We start from the raw sequence: 16807 nt of genomic DNA, 5'->3' as shown, positions 1-16807 counted from the left end.
TCACAAATTTACTACATCGATTTCGGTTCCTATATATACCAAAGCTTTTTTTAACACTTTATATCCCAATTCTTCAATCGCAGTTTCATATTCCAAAATTTGCTGTTTATACTTCGGATTTACAGCTCCGGTTTTATAATCCAACAAATAAGCTTCTTTGCTTTTAGTCAGGATAATTCTATCTGGTTTTAAAATCTTACCTTCTTTCTGAACAATCGTTTGCTCATTTAAAATTTTGTTTTCACCTTCAAAACAAACACTTAATTCAGGATGATTCACAATTTCACTAAGCGTCTTTGAAACCTGATCAATCTGATCAACTTTTATTAGCCCTTCTTCTATTGCTTTCACCACAGCCAAATCAACATCTGACTTATCTTTTACAAATGCTAAAATTTCATGAATTATATTTCCATAAGCGATAGCTTCTTGCTGATGTGTTCCCCACATTAAAGCTTCTCGTTGCGCAATTTTAATATTTTTCGGATTTAAAACTTCAGAGACCACAGGAATAGTCTTAACTAAATTAATTACTTCATTTGATTCTGAAAGTTTGCTTTTACTTCCAAATTCATACTCCAATTTCTCTACATCATAAAGATTCTCATGCATTAGAAATTTAATAAAAAAAGAGGCCATATTATTAGGAAGCTCGCCGTCTTTTCTCTCTTTCTGAGACTGGGAAATAACATACAACTGTTCCTCAGCTCTTGTCAGCGCAACATACAATACATTTATATTATCAAGTAATTCTTCCTGTTTCTTCAGATTAAAAACATTCGAAGCATTTTCACCAAACCCCTCTACCGCGCTACTATTATCAATTAAGGCTTTTGGAATATCTAAACCAGTATCTTCTGTATCGAGCCATAATTTATCTTTGGGTTTTCGATTATAATCTTCTTCAGCAAAAGGCATAATGACCACCGGAAATTCCAACCCCTTAGACTTATGAATTGTCATAATTCGAACTGCATTATTACCTTCCGGCGATGGAATACTGAATTTCTCTCCATTTTTATCCCAATAACTCAGAAAATCTGCAATACCAGCTTGATTACGAATATCTCTCTCCAAAACAATATCGAGAAAAAACTGCACATAAGCATTACCTTCAAAAGAACTAATAAATTTTGAAATGATAATTTCAACCATTTCATACAATGATTTTTTACGAACGTTTTCAAAAGAAAAAGAAACATCAAAAGTCAAAAGCCATTTTTCAAAATCAACTTCAGACTTAAAACTCATACCTTTTGCTATAAAATCATGAATTGGCATTTCCATTTCTGTCTCTTTTGCTAAAAAATGAAGAAAATTAGCCTTAGATTCCAAATCCGCACTATTGTTCAAATACTTAAGCAGATAAATTATCAAATGAACTTCGGTTGCATTTTGAATCATTAAAGTCTCTGAGGACAAAATCGGAACTCCTTGTTCTGTTAAATAATTAGCAACTGCGATTCCCTGATCTCTTTTGCGAGTCAAAATCACGATATCTCTATATTCAAAACCTTGCCGAACAACATTTTGAATTGTATTTAAAGTTGCTAAAACGTATAAATCCGATTTTTCTATTACCTCTTCATCATCGGCAAAATCATTCTTTTCTACAACAGGGAGAAAAGAAATATTTACATATCCTCCTTTTTTAGAATTTGTATTCTGAAAACTATGATTTTCGTACAACTCTTTATAATCCTCATTTGTAAACTCTGTAGAAATTAGTTTAAAAAAGGCATTATTGAAATTAATAACTTCACTATAACTTCTATAATTGGTATTTAAATAACGTATTTCTTTTTCAGGATTGTTAAATGGATTCTCTTCTTTACTCAGTTCAATAAACTGCTCCGCTTTTCCACCGCGCCAGCGATAAATGGATTGTTTTGGATCACCAACAATCATAAGAGTACCTTTATTTCCAAAATCATCTAATCCTGAAAGCGAATTATCAATAAGCGGAATAAGATTTTGCCATTGCATTTCTGAAGTATCCTGAAATTCATCAATAAAAAAGTGACGATAGCGCTCACCAACTCTTTCATAAATAAAGGGAGCAGGCTGATTTTGAATTTCACGATGAATTATGGCATTAAATTCAGATATAGACAAAACATTTTGTTCTGACTGAATTTTTTCTAATTCATTACTAATGGTATTTAATAAAGAAAGAGGTGTAATATTTTTTAGAAAAGCTTTATAGAAATCTCTTTTCTCGAAGTTTTTATAAATCTTAACTAAAATCTGAAGCAAATCAGGAATTATATTTTCAATTAACGCTTTGTCTTTGGCTGTTTTATTAATTGCAATATCATCAAACTCATGAAATGTTTTATTTTTCGGATTGAATTTTCCGTCTCGAATACTCTCCAAATGGTTCGGAAAAGTTCCTCTGGAAAATGACTTTAAATCGATGCCATTTTCTTCTATTAATGAAAGTGCATCAGTAGCAAAATTTGCATTCTCAGACTCAAGTTCTTTACACAGCGCCTGCATTTTTATTTTGATTTCTAAAAACTCTTTGATCGATTTATCATGAAAATGCGAAATCTCAGTTCGGTTATTTTCATTCAAAACCAATCTGCCTGTTTCCAGAATTTCACGAGAAACATCCCAACTTTTATCATCGTCGGTTTTCTCCATCGTAAAATCTATCAGCAAATTAGTTAGCGTTTCATCCTGACCAGCCTGCGCGATAATAGCATCGACAGCTTCAACCAACAAATTCTCAGTATCGAGTGTAACCTCAAAAGTCATTGGTAAATTTAGATCATGCGCAAAAGCACGAATTACTTTATGTGTAAACTTATCAATCGTCGAGATATCAAAGGCAGCATAATTATGAATAAGATGTTTAATTATGCTTTGCGATTTTACTTTTATCTGAATAATGGAAAGTCCAGTATCTCGGGATAAATCTTCGATTAAGCTAATTGCCTTTTCTGAAGGCTCATCTTTGGCAAATTCAGACAAATTCCCGACAATACGACTTTTCATTTCATGAACCGCCTTATTAGTAAAAGTTATCGCAAGAATATTTCGGTAAGCATCATTTTTTGTGGAAGAAAGAATAATTTTAAGATATTCCTTAACCAATGCATAAGTCTTTCCTGATCCTGCAGAAGCATCATAAATAGAAAAAGACGGACTTTGCATAACTTATGGTTTTGTTTGGTAAAAATAACACTTCTACCAACTATAACCTACGAAACCTAAATTTCTATTATGAAAATAAATTTTATCTGGTATGGAAGGCTTTTTTATTGAAAACCAATAAAATCCCAACTCCGGTAGAGATTGCAATATCTGCAACATTAAAAATTGCATTAAAAAAAGTAAAGTGTTTGCCACCAAAAAACGGCAACCAAGAAGGTAAATTCCCTTCCCAAATAGGAAAATAAAACATATCTACTACCAAACCATGAAACCAAGTTCCATAAGGTTCCGGCGAAAAAAGAGTTGCCAGCTTCCCGTGACTATCATCAAAAATAACTCCGTAAAAAACAGAATCGATTATATTACCTGCAGCGCCGGCAAATATTAATGCAATAGCAACAATTAAATAAGTAGACTGACGCTTTTTGATCGAATCAGCCAACCAGTAACCAATACCAAAAACAGCAAAAATTCTAAAAACAGTCAGAATTAATTTTCCATATTCTCCAGGTATCTTTGTTCCCCATGCCATTCCTTCATTTTCGATAAAATGAATTCTAAACCAATCAAAAACCATCACTTCATTACCATGATCGTCTAAAGTAAAATTGGTTTTTACATAAATTTTTGAAAGTTGATCGACAATTAAAACTAAAAATATAAGGAAATACGCTTTTCGTAATGACATTTTTTCAAATTTTGATGTGGCAAAAGTAACAATTTAATCAAAAAAAACGCCCCTTAAGGAGCGTTAATTATTTTACAATAAAACTAAATACTATTAAATTAATTTCAAATCTTTTCGAAAGCTTATTTTTTCACTGTAGCATTTGCTGATGCTTTAGGGCTATCTGCAAAAAATCCGGAAATAGATTTCAACAATCCCTTACTCTCTTTCCCGGCGTTAGCCTTTTTGGTTTCTTCTTTTTTAATTTCTGTCTTCAACTTTAAACGCATTTTTTCGAATTCCTTCATTCTACTCTCTACGTCGGAGTTCACTTCTTTGAATTTCAATACTTTAGCCATTGTGTAAGTTTTTTATAGTAAATAAATTAAATTATTAACAATTTGGTTCTACAATGATACATAATTTAATTTATATTTGTTAATAAAAATTAACACTTGTTCATCTAAAGCCCCTAAAAAACAGCAACTGAAAGACACCGACACATAACAACCTAAACAAAACCCTCTAATCTTACAAAATCATGAATGAAATAACTACTACTTTAAATGATTTTTTGGTTAACACGAAATCCACAGCAGCCTTAATTTTAAATGGAAAAGGAAAATTAATCACTTCCCTTCATGTAGACTATAGCGATAGTGTCGCTGCTATGAGTGCTGCAATATTATCAATGAGTGAAAAATTTTTAATCGATTTAGATAAAGGCGCCTTAAAGCAACTTTTTTTAAAGACTTCAGAAGGAGTAGTCATTGGAAACAAAATCAGCGGCACCAACTTTGTAATCGCGTTTACCAAAGAAGGAAGCAATCTAGCCTTACTAATGCGATCTACAGAAGAATTATCTGTAGAATTAAGCAAGAATTCACTATTAAAATAACATAAATCTATTAACCCAACAAACCCACTAAATTATGAGCAACGATTTTTTAAACGTGTTTTTAAATGACATGAAAACAAATGTAAACGGCTTTATAGCTGTAGCTGTAACAGAGATTGAATCAGGATTAAGTTTCGGAAATCTAACAATTGACCCAGGCTTTGACCCTGAACTTGCCGCAGCTTACAACCTGGAAGTTGTAAAAGCTAAACTAAATGCGGTAAAAGCATTAAATTTAAATCAGAACATTGAAGATATTTTGATTACACTTACAAATCAAATTCACGTTATCGACATTTCTCCAAACAAAAAATTCATGATCTATCTTGCAGCCGATGCTTCTAAAGCAAACTTAGGAATGACAAGAGCAATTTTGAAAAAACACAAAACTGAATTAGAAAAAAATCTGGCTTAGTTTTTAATTTTAATTAGAACTGTCTTGATTTAAGACAGTTCTAATTAAAATATATTTTTAAGTCCCCAAATCGCCCGCATTTTATATTCTTACAAAAATATTCCTCGTCTTTTTACACATTTCATTAGAAATCATAATTAATTTCTTTCAAAAGAGTAGCACACTTACTCAAATACTTTCGCCAAAATATTAAACAAAAAAACGCCCCTTCCGGAGCGCTTATTTATTGTTATTCTACAATTAGAATATTATCGTTGTAAGTTTTTAGCTTCGATACTCATTGTTGCATGAGGAACGATTTTAAGCCTTTCCTTACCAATTAATTTACCTGTTACTTTGCAAATACCATATGTTTTGTTTTCAACACGGAATAAAGCATTCTTTAAGTCACGAATAAACTTCTCCTGACGGATTGCCAATTGAGAGTTTGCTTCTTTAGACATTGTTTCACTTCCTTCTTCAAAAGCTTTGAAAGTAGGAGATGTATCATCTGTTCCGTTATTCAAATCATTCATATAGGCACTTTTGATCAAATCAAGATCTTCTTGTGCTTTTTTAATTTTTGCCTGGATTATTTCTTTGAACTCCGCTAAATCAGCGTCAGAGTATCTTGTAATTTCATCTATCATGGTATTTATACTTTATTTTGAAATTAATATCATCGTTTTAATATCATCAAACTCAATTTCTGTGCCGTTTTCTAAAGCGTCTACAAAAACCAAATCGTCAGTTAGTGTCTCAGACTTAATATAGTCTTCATTTTTTGAAACTGCATCTTCCAGGATACCGTTTCTTTTTATCTGTACCTTAATCTTATCTGTAACTTCAAATCCTGAATCTTTACGGATATTCTGGATTCTGTTTACTAGTTCTCTCGCGATACCTTCATTTTTCAACTCTTCAGATATTGTAATGTCAAGGGCTACCGTAATTCCGTTTGAATTTGCAACCAGCCAACCTTCAATATCCTGGGATGTTATTTCGACGTCTTCTAATGATAAAGTTACACTATTTCCTGCAATAACAATATCTAGCGTTCCCTGCTTGTCCAATTCATTAATCTGATCAGCAGAAAAACCTTGTATCTCTTTGGAAATCAAACCCATATCCTTGCCGAAACGAGGTCCAAGTGCTTTAAAATTAGGCTTAATTTGCTTTACCAAAATACCCGAAGCATCGTCCAAAAGCTCCACTTCCTTCACGTTTACCTCAGCTTTTACTAAGTCAGAAATCGCTTCAATTTCAGCACGCTGATTCTCGTCAAGTACAGGAATCATTACCTTTTGCAAAGGTTGACGTACTTTAATCATCTCCTTTTTACGTAGTGATAAAACCAAAGATGAGATGGTTTGAGCCTTCTGCATTTTGCTTTCTAACGTTTTATTAACAAAGTTTTCGACAAATTTTGGGAATTCTGCCAAGTGAACACTAGCAAAATCCTCGGTTCCCGTCGAAGCAGTTAAATCACGGTATAATTTATCCATGAAAAAAGGAGCGACCGGAGCGCTTAATTTACTTATAGTTAATAAACAAGTATAAAGCGTTTGGTAAGCTGCAATTTTATCATGAGCATATTCTCCTTTCCAGAAACGGCGACGGCATAAACGAACATACCAGTTACTTAAATTCTCCTGAACGAAGTCAGAAATCGCTCTTGTTGCTTTTGTAGGCTCGTAATCTTCATAGCATTCGTCAACAAATTTTATTAGCGAATGTAATTCAGAAATAATCCACTGATCGATTTCAGGTCTTTCGTTTAATGGAATTTCAGCTTCTGCGTATTTAAATCCGTCGATGTTAGCATATAACGAAAAGAAAGAATAGGTATTGTAAAGTGTTCCAAAGAACTTACGGCGTACCTCGGCAATTCCTTCGATATCAAATTTCAAATTATCCCAAGGATTTGCATTTGAAATCATGTACCAACGCGTTGCATCCGGACCATATTCCGCAATTGTTTCAAAAGGATCTGTTGCGTTACCTAGACGTTTAGACATTTTTTGTCCGTTTTTATCCAGAACCAAACCATTTGAAACTACATTTTTATAAGCCACTTTATCAAAAACCAAAGTTCCAATCGCGTGCAAAGTATAAAACCATCCACGAGTCTGATCTACTCCTTCTGCAATAAAATTGGCTGGAAAATCTTTATTCTCATCAATTTTGTCTTTGTTTTCAAAAGGATAATGCCATTGTGCATACGGCATTGCTCCAGAATCAAACCAAACGTCGATTAGATCACTTTCTCGCTTCATTGGTTTCCCAGAAGCCGAAACTAAAGTAATTTCATCCACTACATTCTTGTGCAAATCAATTAAATCATAATTTGATTCAGACATGTTTCCAATTTCGAAACCTTTAAACGGATTTTCTTTTTGAAAACCAGCTTGGATAGATTTCTCGATCGCATTGTACAATTCTTCAACAGAACCAATAAGAACTTCTTCTTTTTTATCTTCAGTTCTCCAAATTGGCAACGGAATTCCCCAATATCTAGAACGAGATAAGTTCCAATCATTAGCATTTTTAAGCCAATTTCCAAAACGTCCTTCACCAGTAGATTTAGGTTTCCAATTGATAGTTTCGTTCAGGTCGAACATTCTATCTTTTACATCGGTTACTTTGATGAACCATGAATCTAGAGGATAATATAATAACGGCTCGTCTGTTCTCCAGCTGTGTGGATAACTGTGCACGTATTTTTCAACTTTAAATGCTTTGTTTTCTTCTTTTAAACGAATTGCAATTTCAACATCTACAGATTTCTCCGGAGCTTGCCCTGCATCGTAATATTCGTTTTTAACATATTTACCAGCCAAATCACCCACATGAGAAGTAAATCTTCCTTGTAAGTCAACTAAAGGAACTGCGTTTCCGTCTTCGTCTAAAACCAACATTGGCGGCACTTCTGGTTTTGCTTCTTTTGCTACTTTAGCATCATCTGCACCAAAAGTCGGCGCTGTATGCACCACTCCTGTTCCGTCTTCAGTTGTAACGAAATCTCCAGCGATTACTCTAAATGCGTTTTCAGCATTTTCATAAGGCAATACATATGGCAATAATTGTTCGTAACGGATTTCTACTAAATCTGCTCCTTTTGCTTCAGTTAAGATTTTGTACGGTAATTTTTTGTCGCCGTTTTTCACATTGTCAAAATCAGCGTCGTCTTCACTTAAGAAAAATCCTTTTCCGAATTGTTTTCCAACTAAGTTTTTGGCCAAAACAACATTGATTGGCTCAAAAGTATATTGATTGAAAGTTTTAACTAAAACATAATCGATTTTTGGCCCAACTGTCAAAGCTGTATTTGACGGAAGTGTCCAAGGAGTTGTCGTCCAGGCTAAAATGTGAATATCTCCAAAACCCTGCAAGAATGAAGGTAAAGTTTCAGGAAGTGTTTTAAACTGCGCTACAATTGTTGTATCAGTCACATCACGATACGCTCCTGGCTGGTTTACTTCGTGAGAAGATAATCCAGTTCCTGCTTTTGGAGAGTAAGGCTGAATTGTGTATCCTTTGTACAACAAACCTTTATCGTAGATTTGCTTCAAAAGCCACCAGACAGACTCCATATATTTTGGTTTATAAGTCACATACGGATCTTCCATATCTACCCAATATCCCATTTTTTCAGTCAAATCATTCCATACGTCAGTATAACGCATCACGGTTTTTTTACACGCTTCGTTATATTCTTCGATAGAAATTGTCTTACCAATATCCTCTTTTGTAATTCCTAATTCTTTTTCTGTACCCAATTCCACAGGTAAACCGTGAGTATCCCATCCGGCTTTTCTTTTTACCTGAAAACCTTTTTGAGTTTTATATCTGCAAAAAATATCTTTAATCGCACGTGCCATTACGTGGTGAATTCCAGGTAACCCGTTTGCTGAAGGCGGACCTTCAAAAAATACGTAAGGCTCAGCACCTTCGCGAGTTGTTACACTCTTTTCAAATATATTTTCTTTCTTCCAAAAATCAAGAACTTCAGACGCTACAGTTGGTAAGTCAAGTCCTTTGTATTCAGTAAATTTTGTACTCATTTTATCCTTTTCTTAAACGAGGTGCGAAAGTAAGGAATTTTGAGGGAAATAGATAAAAGATGACAGAAAAAAGACCACTTTGAAGTAATTTCTAACATAATTTTCAACGAAGTCCCTGTTTTTAAATAATTTTAAAAGAAAACCATCCCAAGATCACTGTTATTTTAGCAAAAAAGACCACAGCTATAAACTGTAGTCTTTTTTTATTTGGTTTCAAATTAAAATTAGTTACACGCATCCAATGCTTCTACAAATTTTCTAAACGAATTAAGATCGTTCTTAAATTCTGTACCATTTGCTCTGGCTACCAATTTAGGACAAGGCCTTGCCAGTTCTACAAACTTACTTTTAGTATTCATTTGCCAGCCAAGTGAATTTGTTGAAGCTCCCCATTCCTCGCCTTGTTTTTTTACAATTATTTCACTGTTTAAATAACCATACAATGAAATCGTTTTTCCGTTTAAAAGTTCACGAACAAATCTAAAAACAGGTTTTGCGCTTGCTCTTATCGCTTCTTTAAAAGACACTGTCGAATAAAAATCGTTCTCCTGAAGAATCAATTTTGTAACCTGATCTGCAAAATAGGTTTTGAATATATGGTTGTGATTTCCATTTTCATCCGGAATACTAACGGCAATTTTTCGGTCTAAATTCTCTATCGCTCTTATTTTTGCATATCCTGAGACAGTATCATTTGTTGTTAAAACAAGAGAAACCAATTGGTATTTTGGATCATTTTTCAGGAAATAATTGGGGTCAAAATTAGCAACATCTACCTCTTCTTCTTTAACTCCATTTGATCTCACCTCAACATCTATATGTCTTGTTTTAATCTGATTTACTGCAAAAATTTCTCTTAAATTTTCGTTTTTAAGCTTCATGGTTTTACCATCAGTAACATCATATTTGTTCTCGATTAACTTATCGCACCAAATATCAGATTCATCGGGCATATCTAAATAATGATATATTGCAGCAAGATTAAAATAGGCACCGTATCGAAGCTTTCTTTGCCTTCTCTCGTCTTCAACATAAGTCTTATCTACCCCTTCAAAATACTTAATCGTCGATTCTAATTCTGCTTTTAAAGGAGCAACATCCTCATTGTAACTCATTTTATTAAAAACTGCTTTTACATTTGAAAGCGCTTTTACATTACTGTCAAATTCAGGATGTTTTTTCGAATCTAAAATCCACAGATAATCTGAGGTTTGCTCAACAACAAAACCATAATCATGATTCAGTCTATAATCCATGTCGGACACAACACTTCTTAAATATGCATTTCTAACTGAAACCACAGATAAGCCGGGAAAATTTTTAGCATCTTCATAATTTACAAATGAATTTTCAACCGTATAGGTTTTTTCTAAACTGTATTTTTTATTAAAAGAAGCATCACCTTCACATTTTATCGAAAAGCTTCCCATCTCTCTTACTTTATAAATCACAGTATATGAAATCGAAATCTTCTCTACTCCTTTGTCATCCTTTGATTTATATTCGTTTTTTCTAATTTCCTGTAGAATAATCATCGGATTCCATAAATTAACATCTACAACAAAATAACCATTTGTCGATACATTTTTAAATCCATCAATAGAAACATTATACTCCAAATGATCTTTAGCATCTTTAAATTCAGGAACATTTCCTGTATCAACAAGCATAGAATACGTTCTGTTTTTTCGCTCTAAAACAGGTTTTGGAGGAAGAGTTACGTATGATAAATTAAAACTGTGCGGATCTAAATCGACAGATTGTGAATAGGTGAAATTAATTAAAATAAGAAGTAAAAAAGTAGTTATTCTTTTCATATAAATTTGGTTTTGGTGTGCCAAATATATGAAATTAGTCTACCGTTATTAAGAAAAGATTTCTTTCAAAACATCTAGTGATTTTGGTTTTTTAAACCCTTCTAAATGGAAACTGTAATAATCGATCAAAATCTTAAGAAGTATTTGCCTTTCTACAACATGAAACACTTTCTGACTATTATCAAACTTCAGATCTATCAACCTTTTGAATAAATTTGTTTCGTGTTCAGAAAGCATATTTCCTCCTTGAAAAAGAGTAAAAACACCTTCATTCATTTCAAAATGAGGTAAACTAATTTCTGAAATATCAGGGTAAAACCCCAAATATTTGGTTATTTCCAAAAGCAAAATCAGATGAAAATTTGAAATCTCGCTGTGATTATCCAGCCAGGTTAATGCAGTTTCTAAAAACAAAAAAAGCTGTTCATTTTTTTCTTCTTCCTGAATAGAGTAATGAAGCACTTCAGACAAAAACATGACCATCGTACTTTTGAAGATATCGGTATGAATGGTTTGAAAAGGAACTGCTGTTTTTAATTCTTTGAAGTTTTCCAAAGTGCCTTTATTCTTATGCACAGCTTCAATTTCTAAAATTGACAAAGGCTGAAAATAAGCAATCTTCTGACTGGCTTTTCTACTTGAAAAAGCATCTCGCACAAAATAAGATTTCAGTCCGTTTGAAAGTGTAAAACATTTTACGATCAAACTTTTCTCCTGAAATTTTAATGATGAGATTACTATAGCTTTTGTTTTGACTTGCATTTTAGAACAATTGACTTCTTAGATTTTAGATTTCTTAGATTTCAGGAATGATTTTTTAGCTGTTTTTAGACAAAACAATTATCTAATTTTCTAATTATGACATTATCTAATTATCATAACTTTCTTGACTTTTGTTTCACCACCATCTTGTGCCGAAATAAAAATCATATACACTCCGGAAGAAACTTTGTAACGACCAAAAGCAGTTGTATCCCATTCGATCGTTCCTCCTTCTGACGTAGCTTCATAAACCAGATTTCCTTCAATATCTGTGATTTTAACATTTGCCTTATCTAATAAGCCGGCAATTTTTACAGTCCCAAAATAAGTTGGTCTTACTGGATTTGGATAAACATAAACGTTATTCAGATCTTCATTTGCTTCGGTTGCAATGCCCTTGAATGAGATCATTCCTTTACTAGTTGCAATAAAGACTTCCCCCGTAGCGCTATTAATTTTTATATCATTCACCACATTACTTGGTAATGGGGAATTGTTTATTGTAAAGTGATATTTGGTTTCCTGTCCGTTTGGCGATACCATAAAAACTCCGGAATCGGCCGTACCAATCCATTTATTATTTGCGCCATCAACAGCTATTGAAGTAATAAATTGCTCGTATAATAATTCCTGAGCCAGATTATCCTCTGTTATAATGATCGGATTTGCTTTAAGCTGATTCTCACTTTGAAAACTTCCTACGTTAGCCAATACACGTAATCCTTTTGTTGTTCCTATCCACAATTGATTCTTTGTATCTATTGCTATTGATCTCACATCTGCAATTGGAAGATTTCCGGCATCGGCCCCAAAAGTCATTTTTTTAAACGTATTTGTAGTTTCATTAAAACCAACAACCCCATCTCTATTGGTTCCAATCCATTTTACATTATTTCGATCAACAGCAATGCTGGAATAACTACTAGCTTCTGCATCGTCTAAAATAGAAGTCATAGCATAACTTCCCCATTGTCCGTTTGATTTCAAAACTTTCAATCCGTTTTTAATACGACTATTGGTTATCCAAAGATTTCCTGTTTTATCAAAAGCTGTCGCATTAATACGTACATCTATATAATTTGGTCCTTCTGTGGTAATAGATTGTAATCCGCTATTTTTTTCATTGTATAAAAAATTAGGAACATCATCTTCAATTCTTAATAATCCAGAAAAAAATGAACTCGCATAGACTTGTTTTTCATTTGCAGGATTCACAATAACTCGGGTCATTGACTTTGCGTCATAAACTTCAGAATACGGAATATTCAGCCAACCCGAAGTATTGAATTTGCTAATTCCATAACTATCTAAATCATACGGATTATAATATTGATCATAGTCTCCGTAAACCGCCCAAAGCGAAACTGAAGTAACATCCAATGAAAAAATATTATTTCGGGCAGGACCTGTTGGCGTATTATTCTCGAAAGCTGCTGCTCCGGAAAGTGCAGAAGAAAACAAACCTTTTTCTTTTGTTCCGATATAAATCGAATTACCAACATTTGTTGCACAAGTGAATGTTACAGTATTATCTAAAACCTGAGTATTTGTAATCTGACGATTTAAAATCATTTGATTATTATAAATGTAAACCACACTAGGAATCGTAATAAACAAATTATGATTTTTTGATCTCATATCAACAGCAGGCTGTGAAAGCTGTAAAAACCCAACAAAAGTATTTGCATTTAACCGATGAATATATCCTGTTGTATTTATGGCAATAAGCTCTGTATCTAAAGTTTCAATACTGGACCAATTTCCTGTATTTACAACCAACCATTGCTTAAAATCGATCAGATTTGCGTTTGTACTATCTGCTTTTCTGATACCGCTTGAAGTTGCTGCATAAATAAATCCATTAAAAAAAGCAGTTTGTCTTACACTGATTTCTGCACCATTATCACCTATAAAATACGTATCTCCAAATTGCAAAGTAGTTAAATTAAACTGTACAATTCCGAAATCGCAGGAAACATAAACCAGACCGTTATGCTCCATAAAATGATTGATTTTTTTTAAGTTTGGCGCCAATTGTTTAGTGATAATATCAACAATTTTCATGATGCTGCCATCAGTCTCGTTGATTACAATCATCAAACCATTTTCATAACCTACAATCGTTTTTTTGAATGCTTCACTATAATAAACTGCCGAAATCGTCTGACCAGAAAGCCCATCAACAGTGGTAATTGTTTTAACTGTATTTACTGCATCTTTTTTAGAAAACAATGCATTCTCTGAAGCAGCATATACCACTGAAGTTGACTCTGAAATATCTTTTATTTCAGTGAACGAAAAATAACCCTGCCAATTCAATTTAGCCTGACTAAAAGCAAATTGGAATAGAAATAAAAATAAAATACACAGAAAAATTCTCTTCATTGCGATCGTTATTCGAATCAACAAATATACTACAAACCAAAGTATTTGCTTTTTGTTCTTTAAATAAAAAAATGCCTTCGATTCATCTTAGAGACGAATGAAGGCATTTTCTATTTTTTGCTTTAAATTATACTACACCCTGAGCAAGCATAGCATCTGCTACTTTAACAAATCCGGCAATGTTAGCTCCTTTTACGTAATTAACATAACCATCCTCGCCAGCACCGTATTTTTTACATTGGTTGTGAATTCCAACCATGATATCTTTTAGTCTTAAATCTACTTCTTCACTTGTCCAGTTCAAACGAATAGAGTTTTGCGTCATCTCTAATCCAGAAGCAGCAACTCCACCAGCATTTGCAGCTTTACCAGGAGCAAAAAGTACTTTATTATCTAAAAACAATTTAATAGCGTCTAAAGTTGAAGGCATATTTGCAGCTTCTGTAACACATAAAACACCATTATCAATTAATTTCTTAGCATCGTCTCCGTTTAATTCATTTTGAGTAGCACATGGAATAGCGATATCTACTTTTACTTCCCAAGGACTTTTTCCTTTATGGAAAATAGCATTTGGATATTTCTCTAAATATCTTTCTGCTCTGTTATCTCCAGTAGCTCTCATTTCAACCATATGGTCAATTTTTTCTCCAGAGATTCCTTCTTCGTCATAAATGTATCCGTCAGGTCCAGAAATAGTAACTACTTTACCTCCTAATTCATTTACTTTTAAAGCTACTCCCCAAGCTACGTTTCCAAATCCTGAAATAGCTACTCTTTTACCTTTAATCTCATGTCCGATAGTACGAAGCATTTGATCTGTAAAATATACTACTCCATATCCTGTAGCTTCTGGTCTAATTAATGAACCTCCGTAAGCCAAACCTTTACCAGTTAAAACTCCAGTAAATTCATTTCTAATTCTTTTATATTGTCCGAACAAATACCCAATTTCTCTTGCTCCTACACCAATATCTCCAGCTGGAACGTCAAGATCCGGACCAATATGACGACATAATTCTGTCATGAACGACTGGCAGAAACGCATAATTTCTCCGTCTGATTTTCCTTCTGGATCAAAATCAGAACCTCCTTTACCTCCACCCATTGGAAGAGTTGTCAAACTGTTTTTGAAAACTTGTTCGAAAGCAAGAAATTTTAAAACTGATAAATTTACAGTATGGTGAAATCTAATTCCTCCTTTATAAGGTCCAATTGCAGAGTTCATCTGAATTCTGAAACCTCTATTTACAATAATTTCTCCTTTATCGTCTACCCATGGAACTCTAAATATTATTGATCTTTCCGGTTCAGCGATTCTTAAAAGGATATTCTTTCCATCATATTTCTTGCGTTCAGAAATAAACGGAATTACAGTTTCAGCAAATTCTCTAACGGCTTGAAGAAATTCTGGCTCGTTTGGATTTTTTGACTCAACAAGAGCCATAAATTCATTTATTTTTTGTTCCATTTTTAAATAAATTATTCAAATAATAGTTTATAAGTTTTTAACCTTTTAAATAAGAAAACCTCTTTTAAGAAAACGTTTTCGTAATAACACGCAAAGATAAGGTAAAACGATCATGAATTGTTATTTTTTTTCGCTTTCGCAGAAGAATTGAGTATTTTTTAAACAAAAATAAAAATACAATTTTACACTTGGGAATTTACATCAAATCACTACACTTAAAGTCAGAAAATTAAGTGTTTTGTTACTAATTTTTTAATACCCGAATTTAATATTTTGTTTAGACAACCTTTTTTATATATTTGCCAAGATTTGAAAGCCCAAATACCATGCTCAAACCTGTAATTATCACGTTATTTGCCATCCTTGGCATCTCTACAACAGCGACCGCTCAGTCCAATCTTGCGCAAGAAATAGGAATATTCGCAGGTCCTGTAACCCTCCAATCTGATTTTGGTGAAAGAAATAATTTTGATACCAATGTTGGAAACACAGGATTTGGAATTGGAATTGTGCATTTTATCAACTTTTCTGCCGCCAATAACCACGAAACTTTTTTCTCTGAACACTTTAAAGTAAGGTCTGAACTGTCTTTTAGTAAAGTAGATTTAGAACACTTTGGTCAATGGGTTGAAAGAAAACCAGAAAGTATATTTGCTAAACAACTTAGAGGAATGAGTGCAAGCTCTACTGTTTTTGGATTAGGATCTCAATTAGAGTTCTCTTTTATAAAAGTTCATGACTTCGAAAACAATGTTGGTAGCTTCAGTCCGTACTTAAGTGCGGGGGTTATGGTGAACTATTATTCATCAAAAATTAATTCTAATTTAGGAGACATAACACTTCCTCATATTACACCAGGAAAATATTTAACTCCATCAGACGGAAGACCTCATGGTTTTTCATCAGAAACCGGAATTGCAGCTTCAATTACGGGTGGTGTGGGAGTTCATTATAAGCTAACTACAATGAGTGATTTAATGTTTGAAACTCGTTTTCAAATGTTTACTTCAGACTGGATTGACGGTTTAAACCCTAATAAAGATATCTACAAAGAAAACAAATCAAACGATTGGCAAGTATGGTTTAACTTTGGATACATCTACTACTTAGAATTCTAAAATCTGAAAAAGAAATTCCAAAAAATATAAAATCCCAAATTCCAACTTGATAGTTTCGGAATTTGGGATTTT

12 protein-coding genes are annotated in these 16807 nt (G+C 33.2%); 3 read left to right on the top strand and 9 right to left on the bottom strand.

The window, feature by feature from the left end; genetic code table 11:
* The 3 genes from KHA98_RS20050 to KHA98_RS20040 all read right to left on the bottom strand — a co-directional run bounded on the left by KHA98_RS20050 (position 1) and on the right by KHA98_RS20040 (position 4185).
* On the bottom strand, positions 1 to 3159 hold the full coding sequence (locus KHA98_RS20050; protein WP_213259704.1) for a UvrD-helicase domain-containing protein: 3159 nt from the start codon (positions 3157 to 3159) through the stop codon (positions 1 to 3).
* An 82-nt stretch (positions 3160 to 3241) separates the two neighbouring features.
* The gene (locus tag KHA98_RS20045; RefSeq protein ID WP_213259702.1) at positions 3242 to 3847 is read right to left on the bottom strand and encodes a lipoprotein signal peptidase; all 606 of its coding nucleotides are present in this window, start codon (positions 3845 to 3847) and stop codon (positions 3242 to 3244) included.
* Positions 3848 to 3969: 122 nt separating this feature from the next.
* Positions 3970 to 4185, bottom strand: a complete 216-nt coding sequence (locus KHA98_RS20040) for a hypothetical protein (protein ID WP_213259701.1) — start codon at positions 4183 to 4185, stop codon at positions 3970 to 3972.
* 182 nt (positions 4186 to 4367) lie between these two features.
* On the opposite strand from KHA98_RS20040, the gene KHA98_RS20035 reads away from it, so the two are divergent.
* Complete coding sequence (locus KHA98_RS20035) at positions 4368 to 4724, top strand: roadblock/LC7 domain-containing protein (RefSeq protein ID WP_213259700.1); 357 nt, start codon at positions 4368 to 4370, stop codon at positions 4722 to 4724.
* 34 nt (positions 4725 to 4758) lie between these two features.
* Positions 4759 to 5139: a hypothetical protein gene (locus KHA98_RS20030; RefSeq protein ID WP_213259699.1), complete on the top strand. Its 381-nt coding sequence runs from the start codon at positions 4759 to 4761 to the stop codon at positions 5137 to 5139.
* A 248-nt stretch (positions 5140 to 5387) separates the two neighbouring features.
* On the opposite strand, the gene KHA98_RS20025 is transcribed toward KHA98_RS20030, so the two are convergent.
* The 6 genes from KHA98_RS20025 to gdhA all read right to left on the bottom strand — a co-directional run bounded on the left by KHA98_RS20025 (position 5388) and on the right by gdhA (position 15617).
* Positions 5388 to 5768, bottom strand: coding sequence for a TraR/DksA family transcriptional regulator (locus KHA98_RS20025; protein WP_110307084.1), 381 nt, complete (start codon positions 5766 to 5768; stop codon positions 5388 to 5390).
* Between the two features lie 12 nt (positions 5769 to 5780).
* Positions 5781 to 9182, bottom strand: coding sequence for an isoleucine--tRNA ligase (gene ileS, locus KHA98_RS20020; RefSeq protein WP_213259698.1), 3402 nt, complete (start codon positions 9180 to 9182; stop codon positions 5781 to 5783).
* 224 nt (positions 9183 to 9406) lie between these two features.
* Positions 9407 to 10999, bottom strand: a complete 1593-nt coding sequence (locus KHA98_RS20015) for a hypothetical protein (protein WP_213259697.1) — start codon at positions 10997 to 10999, stop codon at positions 9407 to 9409.
* A gap of 48 nt (positions 11000 to 11047) precedes the next feature.
* Positions 11048 to 11761, bottom strand: a complete 714-nt coding sequence (gene recO / locus KHA98_RS20010) for a DNA repair protein RecO (protein WP_213259695.1) — start codon at positions 11759 to 11761, stop codon at positions 11048 to 11050.
* A 102-nt stretch (positions 11762 to 11863) separates the two neighbouring features.
* A complete protein-coding gene (gene porZ / locus KHA98_RS20005; RefSeq protein ID WP_213259694.1) occupies positions 11864 to 14146 on the bottom strand; it encodes a type IX secretion system anionic LPS delivery protein PorZ in 2283 nt (760 codons plus the stop codon).
* A gap of 127 nt (positions 14147 to 14273) precedes the next feature.
* Positions 14274 to 15617, bottom strand: a complete 1344-nt coding sequence (gene gdhA, locus KHA98_RS20000) for an NADP-specific glutamate dehydrogenase (protein WP_213259693.1) — start codon at positions 15615 to 15617, stop codon at positions 14274 to 14276.
* Positions 15618 to 15943: 326 nt separating this feature from the next.
* On the opposite strand from gdhA, the gene KHA98_RS19995 reads away from it, so the two are divergent.
* A complete protein-coding gene (locus KHA98_RS19995; RefSeq protein ID WP_213259692.1) occupies positions 15944 to 16735 on the top strand; it encodes a THC0290_0291 family protein in 792 nt (263 codons plus the stop codon).
* Positions 16736 to 16807 lie beyond the last annotated feature (72 nt).

Origin of the sequence: Flavobacterium branchiicola (assembly GCF_018383905.1) — a bacterium.
Lineage (GTDB): Bacteria > Bacteroidota > Bacteroidia > Flavobacteriales > Flavobacteriaceae > Flavobacterium > Flavobacterium branchiicola.
This window is presented reverse-complemented; position numbering and strand designations above follow the sequence as displayed.